Annotated in this window: 10 protein-coding genes and 1 pseudogene; 5 read left to right on the top strand and 6 right to left on the bottom strand. The window is 68.8% G+C overall.

Going from position 1 to position 9,022, the window contains the following annotated elements:
- The 4 genes from tilS to cysS all read right to left on the bottom strand — a co-directional run.
- The coding region (tilS, locus tag AC27VN_RS23570) for a tRNA lysidine(34) synthetase TilS (RefSeq protein ID WP_490878070.1) at positions 1-643 on the bottom strand (643 nt) is incomplete at its 3' end.
- A gap of 18 nt (positions 644-661) precedes the next feature.
- Positions 662-1,642 (bottom strand): acetyl-CoA carboxylase carboxyltransferase subunit alpha, encoded by a 981-nt coding sequence (locus AC27VN_RS23565; protein ID WP_093344296.1) that lies wholly within the window; start codon positions 1,640-1,642, stop codon positions 662-664.
- 16 nt (positions 1,643-1,658) lie between these two features.
- Positions 1,659-2,312 carry a DNA-3-methyladenine glycosylase family protein gene (locus tag AC27VN_RS23560; RefSeq protein ID WP_093344298.1) on the bottom strand — a complete coding sequence of 218 codons (654 nt, stop codon included), beginning with the start codon at positions 2,310-2,312 and terminating at the stop codon, positions 1,659-1,661.
- A gap of 17 nt (positions 2,313-2,329) precedes the next feature.
- Positions 2,330-3,709, bottom strand: a complete 1,380-nt coding sequence (cysS, locus tag AC27VN_RS23555; protein WP_296792976.1) for a cysteine--tRNA ligase — start codon at positions 3,707-3,709, stop codon at positions 2,330-2,332.
- A gap of 251 nt (positions 3,710-3,960) precedes the next feature.
- On the opposite strand from cysS, the gene AC27VN_RS23550 reads away from it, so the two are divergent.
- From AC27VN_RS23550 to AC27VN_RS23530, 5 genes are all read left to right on the top strand, one after another.
- Positions 3,961-4,551, top strand: a complete 591-nt coding sequence (locus AC27VN_RS23550; protein WP_093344301.1) for a tetratricopeptide repeat protein — start codon at positions 3,961-3,963, stop codon at positions 4,549-4,551.
- Between the two features lie 119 nt (positions 4,552-4,670).
- Positions 4,671-5,258, top strand: coding sequence for a peptidylprolyl isomerase (locus tag AC27VN_RS23545; protein ID WP_093344303.1), 588 nt, complete (start codon positions 4,671-4,673; stop codon positions 5,256-5,258).
- Between the two features lie 42 nt (positions 5,259-5,300).
- Positions 5,301-5,813 carry a peptidylprolyl isomerase gene (locus AC27VN_RS23540; protein WP_093344304.1) on the top strand — a complete coding sequence of 171 codons (513 nt, stop codon included), beginning with the start codon at positions 5,301-5,303 and terminating at the stop codon, positions 5,811-5,813.
- 19 nt (positions 5,814-5,832) lie between these two features.
- Complete coding sequence (locus tag AC27VN_RS23535) at positions 5,833-6,615, top strand: UDP-2,3-diacylglucosamine diphosphatase (RefSeq protein WP_490878069.1); 783 nt, start codon at positions 5,833-5,835, stop codon at positions 6,613-6,615.
- Positions 6,616-6,629: 14 nt separating this feature from the next.
- Positions 6,630-7,436, top strand: a complete 807-nt coding sequence (locus AC27VN_RS23530; RefSeq protein WP_490878068.1) for a M90 family metallopeptidase — start codon at positions 6,630-6,632, stop codon at positions 7,434-7,436.
- Here AC27VN_RS23530 and AC27VN_RS23525 read toward each other — a convergent pair.
- Positions 7,433-8,728, bottom strand: coding sequence for a flavin-dependent oxidoreductase (locus tag AC27VN_RS23525; RefSeq protein ID WP_490878067.1), 1,296 nt, complete (start codon positions 8,726-8,728; stop codon positions 7,433-7,435). The genes AC27VN_RS23530 and AC27VN_RS23525 overlap by 4 nt on opposite strands.
- Before the next feature lie 103 nt (positions 8,729-8,831).
- A pseudogene (locus AC27VN_RS23520) lies at positions 8,832-9,022 on the bottom strand (hypothetical protein); the annotation flags it as partial.

Genomic DNA, 9,022 nt, shown 5'->3' with positions numbered 1-9,022 from the left:
TGCGCGCGAAGGTGCCGCGGAATTGCGGGAAGGCCTCGGCCAGCGCGGGCAGCAGCACGGCGCGGATGCGGTTGCGCGTGAAGCGCGCGTCGCTGTTGGTCGGGTCCTCGATCCAGGGCAGCCCGGTGGCCGCGAGCCATGCGCGGATCTCGCTGCTCGGCACCGCGAGCAGCGGCCGGTGGAAGTCGATGCCGCCGCGCAACGCATGCGCGGGCATGGCCGAAAGACCCGGCAGCCCCGCGCCGCGCGACAGGGCCAGCAGCAGGGTCTCGATCTGGTCGTCGGCGTGATGGCCCAGCGCGATGGCGCGCACGCCCTCCTCGCGCGCCATTGCTGCCAGCGCTTCGTAGCGCGCGCGCCGCGCCGCATCCTCGGGGCTGTCGCCGGCCGTATGGCGCGCATCGACGCGCCGCACGCTCACGGGAACGCCGAGCCGCTCGCCGACCGCGCGGCAATGGCGCTCGAAATCGTCGGCCGCCGACTGCAGGCCGTGATGCACGTGCAAGGCACGCACCTGACCCGGCCAGCGCGCGGCGCAGGCCGCCAGCAGTGCGGTGGAATCGGCGCCGCCGCTGAAGCCCACGGCCAGCGGCAGATACGCCGGCTCGAACGCGGCCATGGCCCGTTCGAAGGCGGCGGTCATGGCGGTGCCGCGGCCGGCTCAGCGGCCGGCGTCGGCCTTGGTGTCGGTGAAGCGGCCGTAGCTTTGCAGGCGCTCGTAGCGGCGGTCGAGCAGTTCGCGCGGCTTCAGGTCGCTGACCTGGCGGAACGCATCGTTGAGCGCGCGCTTGAGGAAGGCGGCCATCTGGCGATGGTCGCGGTGCGCGCCACCCACCGGCTCGCTCACGATCTTGTCGACCAGGCCCAGGGCCTTGAGACGGTGCGCGGTGATGCCAAGCGCGTCGGCAGCTTCCTGCGCCTTCTCGCTGGTCTTCCAGAGGATCGACGCGCAGCCTTCGGGGCTGATCACCGAATACACGGAGTACTGCAGCATCAGCACCTGGTCGCCGACCGAGATCGCCAGCGCGCCGCCGGAGCCGCCCTCGCCGATGATGGTCACGATGATCGGCACCTCGAGCTGCGCCATCTCGAAGATGTTGCGGCCGATGGCCTCGGACTGGCCGCGCTCCTCGGCGTCGATGCCAGGATAGGCACCGGGCGTGTCGACGAAGGTGAAGACCGGTAGCTTGAACTTCTCGGCCGTCTTCATGAGGCGCAACGCCTTGCGGTAGCCCTCGGGCTTGCTCATGCCGAAGTTGCGCGCGGTGCGCTCCTTGGTGTCGCGGCCCTTCTGGTGGCCGAGCACCATGCAGGGCGTGCCGTTGAAGCGCGCGAGACCACCGACGATCGAGAGGTCGTCCGAGAAGTGGCGGTCGCCATGCAGTTCGACGAAGTCGGTGAAGATCTCGTGGACGTAGTCGAGCGTGTAGGGGCGTTCCGGATGCCGTGCGATCTTGGTGATCTGCCAGGGCGTCAGGTCGCTGTAGATGTCCTTGGTGAGCTGCTGGCTCTTTTTGCCGAGCTGATCGATTTCTTCCGAGATGTCGACCGCGGATTCGGTCTGCACATAGCGCAATTCTTCGATCTTGGTTTCGAGTTCCGCGATGGGTTGCTCGAAGTCTAGGAAGGTTCGTTTCGCCAACGTCTTCTCCTGTTTTTCAGTATGCGACGACCGGCGCCGGGTCGAGAGAGCGCCAAATATACCAAGTCGCCACGCTGCAATACGGGGCCCAGGCCACAGCCACGTCACGGGCATCGCTGCGGCTGACCGGATCCCCCGAAAAATAATTGACGCTGATGCCGTTGAGCAGCCCCAGGTCGTCCACGGGCAGCACGTTGGGCCGCATCAGGTGGAAGATCAGGAACATCTCGGCGGTCCAGCGGCCGATGCCGCGGATGGCGACGAGCTCGTCGATGATGAGCTCGTCGGCCATGTCGTTCCAGGCGTCGACATGCACCTTGCCCGAGTCGAAGTGCAGCGCCAGGTCGACCAGGTAGTCGATCTTGCGCACCGACAGGCCGGCCGCGCGCATGTCGTCGACCTTGAGCTTGAGCACGTTGCGCGGCGTGAGCTTGCGCGGCAGCGCGGCGAAGCGGTCCCAGACCGATTGCGCGGCCTTCACCGAGATCTGCTGCCCGACGATGCTGCGCGCCAGCGTGACGAAGGCGTCGCCATGCGACTCGAGGCAGGCGTCGCCGAACTGCGGAATCAACCGCTTCATCACGCGGTCCTTCTTGGACAGGTGCCTGCAGGCCTCCTCCCAATAGTCCGGCGTGATGATCTCGACGCTCGTCTTGGGCAGGGTGGGCATGGGATTGGTCGTTCCGTTCACTGGGCAACGGCCCAGGTGGTGCCGGTGGGCGAGTCCTTGAGCACGATGCCCTGGTCGAGCAGCTCCTTGCGGATGCGGTCGGCCTCGGCGAAGTTCTTCGCGGCCTTGGCATCGGCACGCTGTGCGATCAGCACCTGGATGGCCGCGTCGTCGAGCGCGCTGCCCGCCTGCAGGAAGGCCTGGGGGCTGTCCTGCAGCAGGCCGAGCACGCCGCCCAGCGCCTTGAGCAGGCCCGCGCTCTCGGCCGAGCGCGTGCGGTTGACCTCGCCCGCGAGCTCGAACAGAACGGCGATCGCCTCGGGCGTGCCGAAGTCCTCGTCCATCGCGGCCTTGAAGCGGGCCGCGTGCGGCTGCGTCCAGTCGATCGCCACGCTCGCCGGCGCCACCGCGTCCAGCGCGGTGTAGAGGCGCTTGAGCGAATTGCGCGCATCGTCGAGATGCACGTTGCTGTAGTTCAGCGGGCTGCGGTAGTGCGTGCGCGCGACGAAGAAGCGGATGGTCTCGGCGTCGTACTTCTTGAGCACGTCGCGGATCAGGAAGAAGTTGCCCAGGCTCTTGGACATCTTCTCGTCGTCGACGTTGATGAAGCCGTTGTGCATCCAGGTGCGCGCGAACGGCGCCTGGCCGGTCGCGCCTTCGGATTGCGCGATCTCGTTCTCGTGGTGCGGGAACTGCAGGTCGGCGCCGCCGCCGTGGATGTCGAAGCGTTCGCCCAGCAGGTCGCAGGCCATGGCCGAGCATTCGATGTGCCAGCCCGGGCGGCCGGGTCCGAACTCGCTGGCCCACTTCACCTCGTCGGGCTCGCTGGGCTTGGCGCTCTTCCAGAGCACCGGATCGAGCGGATCGTCCTTGCCGTCGAGCACGGCCACGCGCTCGCCCGCATGCAGCTCGTCGAGCGACTTGCCGCTGAGCTTGCCGTAGCCGGGAAACTTGCGCACCGCGTAGTTCACGTCGCCGTTGGGCGCGCGGTAGGCCAGGCCCTTCTGCTCGAGCGTGCCGATCATCGACAGCATCTGCGGAATGAACTCGGTGGCACGCGGCTCGTGCGTGGGGCGCTCGATGCCAAGCGCATCGGCGTCCTCGTGCAGCGCATCGATCATGCGGTCGGTCAGCGCGCGGATGCTCTCGCCGTTCTCGACCGCGCGGCGGATGATCTTGTCGTCGATGTCGGTGATGTTGCGCACGTAGGTCACGGCAAAGCCGCTGGTCTTGAGCCAGCGCTGGACCACGTCGAAGGCGATCATCGAGCGCGCATGGCCCAGGTGGCAGAAGTCGTAGACCGTCATGCCGCAGACGTACATGCGCACTTGACCGGGCCGCAAAGGGGAGAACTCCTCCAGTTCACGCGAAAGCGTGTTGTAGATGCGCAGACTCATGAGATTCGGAAAGCGTCGTGTCGCGCTCGTGCGATGCGGGCGAACGACGGTGTTTTCAGGGGTGATGGGGCTGTGGCGACGAGGCGGCTGGACAGGGCCCCTCGGCTACAATGCCGGGCAGTATAAACGGCTGCCGCCGAGTCTTCTTCCGGGTGTTTTCGAGCCCTTGCGCAGCGCAAGGCTTGCTCCCGACCCGGCTCCACCCCGCCCCCAATTCCGCAGCATTCGTGCCGCACTTTTGCAGAGGCTTCATGAAGAACGCCGTGTTTCCCAGACTTTCGATCGCCATCGCCCTGCTGTTCGGCCTGTGGGCCTCCGCGGCCCAGGCCAACGACTACGACGACGTCAACCTGCTGCTGCGCCAGGGCAAATCGAACGAGGCGCTGGCCAAGGCCGACACCTACATCGCCGGCAAGCCGCGCGATCCGCAGATGCGCTTCCTGCGCGGCGTGATCCTCACCGAGCAGGGCAAGAAGGACGAGGCCGTCAAGACCTTCACCCAGCTCACGCAGGACTTCCCCGAGCTGCCCGAGCCCTACAACAACCTCGCGGCGCTCTATGCCTCGCAGAGCCAGTTCGACAAGGCGCGCGATGCGCTCGAGACCGCGCTCAAGCTCAACCCCAACTACGCCACGGCCGAGGAAAACCTCGGCGACGTGTATGCGCGCCTCGCTGCCCAGTCCTACACCAAGGCCCAGCGCTTCGCGACCACCAACACCAGCGTCGCGCCGAAGCTGGAACTGATCCGCCAGATCTTCACGCCGAAGACCGAGGCCGACGCGGCCGCACTGCCCGGCGCCGCGCCCGTGGTGCGCAAGCCGGTCGGCCGCACCAGCAAGTAGGCGGCGAAAGCCAGCCGCTCGCACGCACCCGCGCAGCCGCACGCCGGAACGTTTGCCGCAGGCTCGCGCTCTCACGGCCAGCCTTCATCCTTTTCATCCCTCGGACACGGAGCTCTTCCTTGACGATCCAAGCCCTCTCCCGTTTCAGCCGCCGCGGCGCCCTCGTGCTCGCGGCCACCCTCGCCATCGCCGCCACGGCCCATGCCCAGGCGCAGCAGCGCGTGAAGCTCGCGACCTCGGCCGGCGACATCGTGGTCGAGCTCGATGCGGCCAAGGCGCCGAAGACGGTCGAGAACTTCCTGCAGTACGTCAAGGACAAGCACTACGACGGCACCGTCTTCCACCGCGTGATCGACGGCTTCATGATCCAGGGCGGCGGCTTCACGGCCGACCTGCAGCAGAAGCCCACGCGCGCGCCGATCCCGCTCGAGGCGAGCAACGGCCTGAAGAACGACAAGTACACGATCGCCATGGCGCGCACCGGCAACCCGAACTCGGCCACCTCGCAGTTCTTCATCAACGTGAAGAACAACGACTCGCTCAACGCCCCCAACCCCGATGGCTACGGCTACACGGTGTTCGGCAAGGTGGTGGCGGGCACCGACGTGGTCGACAAGATCCGCGGCGTCGCCACCGGCAACAAGAACGGCATGCAGAACGTGCCGGTCACGCCCGTCGTGATCCAGTCCGCCACCCTGGCGAAGTAAGCCGGCCCCGCCAGGCATCCACCCCTTTCAAGGAGCATCAGCATGAGCAATCCCCAAGTCGACCTGCATATCCAGAACCTCGGCGTCATCACGCTCGAACTCGACGCCGCGAAGGCGCCGAAGTCGGCCGCCAACTTCATCGAGTACGTGAAGAAGGGCCACTACGACAACACGGTGTTCCACCGCGTGATCCCCGGCTTCATGGTGCAAGGCGGCGGCTTCGAGCCCGGCATGAAGCAGAAGCCCACCGGCGCCGAGATCGAGAACGAAGCCAACAACGGCCTCAAGAACGATGTCTACACCGTCGCCATGGCCCGCACCAGCGCGCCGCACTCGGCCACCGCGCAGTTCTTCATCAACGTGGCCGACAACGGCTTCCTCAACCACACCGCGCCCTCGGCCCAGGGCTGGGGCTACGCCGTGTTCGGCAAGGTGGTCAAGGGCACCGAGGTGGTCGACAAGATCAAGGCCGTGAAGACCGGCCGCAAGGGCTTCCATGACGACGTGCCGCTCGAGGACGTCGTGATCGAGAAGGCCGTCGTCGTCGGCGAATGACGGCACGGCCGACGGCGGCATGAACACGGCAGCCACGCCTCCCGCGGCCTTCGCGGAACTGGTGGCGCCTGCCGCATGGCGCACCGTCGACCTGATCTCCGACCTGCACCTGCAGGCCGGCGAGCCCGCCACCTTCGAGGCCTGGCGCGGCTATCTCGAGACCACGCCGGCCGACGCGCTGGTGGTCCTCGGCGACCTGTTCGAGGTCTGGGTCGGTGACGACGCGGCCGCCGAGCCGGGCTTCGAGGCCCAGTGCGCCGAGCTGCTGCGCCGCACGGCCGCGCGGCTGCCGGTGTTCTTCATGCACGGCAACCGCGACTTCCTCGTCGGCGCCGCGCTCGCCGCCCGAAGCGGTCTCACGCTGCTCGACGATCCCACGGTGCTGGTGCTGCACGGCGAACGCTGGCTGCTGAGCCATGGCGACGCGCTGTGCCTGGACGACACCGACTACCTGCGCTTTCGCGCCCAGGTGCGCACGCCCGAATGGCAGTCGGCCTTTCTCGCGCGCCCGCTCGCCGAGCGTCGTGCCCTCGCACGTGCGATGCGCGTGCAGAGCGAGGACCGCAAGCGCGATCCCTCGGTGGTCTGGGCCGATGTCGATGCCGATGCCGCGCGCGACTGGCTCGCGCGCGCCAACGCGCGCACGCTGATCCACGGCCACACGCACCGTCCCGCCGACCACGACCTCGGCGGCGGCCTGCGCCGCCTCGTGCTCAGCGACTGGGATGCCGCCGCGCATCCGCCGCGTGCGCAGCTGCTGTGCCTGTCTCCCGCGGGCGCCCAGCGCGTCGATCTGCGCTAGGGGTTGCCGACGCAATGCTCGACTGGCTGCGCCGCCTGCGCCATCCGCGCGCCCTGCCCCCGATTCCCGAAGCCGCCTGGCAGGCCACGCTCGCGCGCTATGCCTTCCTGGCCGAGCGCCCGGCCGCCGACGTCGAGCGGCTGCGCGTGCTCACGGCGCAGTTCCTGCGCGACAAGCAGTTCCATGGTGCCCAGGGCTTCGTCATCACCGACGAGGTCGCGCTCGCGATCGCGGCGCAGGCCGTGCTGCCCGTGCTGCACCTGCGCGGCGGCCTGGTCTGGTACGACGATTTCGTCGGCATCGTGGTGCATCCCTCCGAGGTGGTCGCCCAGCGCAAGGTGGTCGACGAGGCCTCGGTGGTGCACGAGTACGAGGAAGTGGTGGCCGGCGAAGCCATGGACCATGGCCCGGTGATGCTCAGCTGGCAGGACGTGCTGGCCAGCGGCGTCACCAGCGAGGGTGGCTACAACGTCGTGATCCACGAGTTCGCCCACAAGATCGACATGCGCGGCGGCGATGCCGACGGCTGCCCGCCGCTGCCGCCGGGCTTCGCGGGCAGCCGCAATGCGCGCGAGGCCCGCGCGGCCTGGCTCGGCGTGCTGCAGCCCGCCTACGAGGCCTTCCGCGAGCAGACCATCATGGCCGAGCGCTTCGGCGCCGAGCCGCCCTGGCTCGACGACTATGGCGCGACCTCGATCGGCGAATTCTTCGCGGTGGCCTGCGAGGCCTACTTCGTGAACCGCGCGAACTTCGGGCGCGATTTTCCGGGCGTGCTCGAACTGTTCGACCGCTTCTTCGGGCCGCCGCAGAGCCGAGGCTAGATGGCGACCCGCGCGCCCGGCGCGATCGTCGACGGCGCCGCGTTGAGGGTCTCGATCGCGAAGCCGGCCGCGGCCTTGTAGCGTGCCATGTAGGCCTCGCGCTCGGCCGCCGGAATGACCTGCTCGATGTCGTCGAACACGCCGCCGCAGCGCTCGTCGACCAAACCCAGCAGGCCGAACGGACCGGCACCGCGGTTGCGCAGCACCAGTGCCGAGATGTCGGCGCACAGGCGCTCGTCGTAGGCGCGCAGCGCCGCCGGCGTCACGCCGTGCGAGAGCATGGAAGCGCCGAGCACGCGCGCATCGACGATGGCCTGGCTCGCGCCGTTGGAACCCACCGGGTACATCACGTGCGCGGCATCGCCGAGCAGCGCGACATGGCCGTCGACCCAGGTCGGCACCGGGTCGCGGTCGATCATCGGGTATTCGAAGACCTCCTTCGCGCCGCGCAGCATCGAGGGCACGTCGAGCCAGCCGAAGTCCCAGCCCTCGAAGTGATGGGCGAAGTCGCTCAGTTCGACGCGCCGGTTCCAGTCGCCCTGCGTCCAGCCCTCGGCGTTGTCGACCGTGATCTCGGCGATCCAGTTGATGGTGGCCAGGCCCGTGGCGGGATCGGGCGGCGAGATCGGATAGAGCACCACGCGGTGCCGCAGCGAGCCGACGCCGACGAAGGACGCGCCGCTGCGCACCGGCACGCCCGGCGTGGTGCCGCGCCACATGATGGCGCCGCCCCACTGGATCGGTGGCTGCTGCGGATGCATCTGCGCGCGCACGGCCGAATGCAGGCCGTCGGCCGCCACCAGCAGGCGGCCCTCGACCTCGCTGCGCTGGCCGTCGCGCGACTCGATCAATGCGGTGACGCCATGCTCGCCGTTGCGATAGCCCGCGACCCGCTGGCCGAGCTGGATGGCCTCCGGCCCGAGCCGCTCGAGCGCCGTGCGGTACAGCAGCATCTGCAGCTCGCCGCGATGCACCGAGTACTGCGGCCAGCGGTAGCCCGCGCGCAGGCCGCGCGGCTCGGCATAGACCTCGTTGCCGTTGCGCCCGACCAGCGCCCACTCGCGCGCCTGGATGCCGATGCGGTCGAGCACGTCGTTGCCGATGCCGAGCTCGTGCAGCTCGCGCACCGCGTTGGGCTGCAGGTTGATGCCCACGCCCAGCGGTTGCAGCGCGGGCACCGCCTCGAACACACGGCAGGGCACGCCGATCTGGTGCAGGGTCAGCGCGAGCGAAAGGCCGCCGATGCCGCCGCCGGCGATCAGTACGGGGGAAACGTCGGGTGTGGAGGCCATGCGGCGATCGTCGGTGGTCGGAAAAAGGAAGGGCCGCGCGAAGCGGCCCGAGGAATGCCGGGCTCGCCACGGGCACCCGGGCCCGCGGCGGCGCTTCGGCCGCTTACTTGCGCAGCAGCGCCTTCAGCGCGTTCTGCAGGCGCCGCGCGCTGGTCGCGTCGTGTGCAGCCGCGAGCACCTTGCCGGCGTCCTGGCCCCAGGTCTGGGCCGGTGCCGGGTCGCCGCGCTTGGTCAGCAGCTTGAGCTGCAGCGCACGGCGCGCCTCGAGCTGCTCGGCGGGCGTGGGCACCTCGG

The organism is Variovorax sp. 20P10.2.4, from assembly GCF_058244205.1.
Note: the sequence above shows the minus strand (reverse complement) of the source record. Positions and strands in the feature narration are given on the sequence as shown.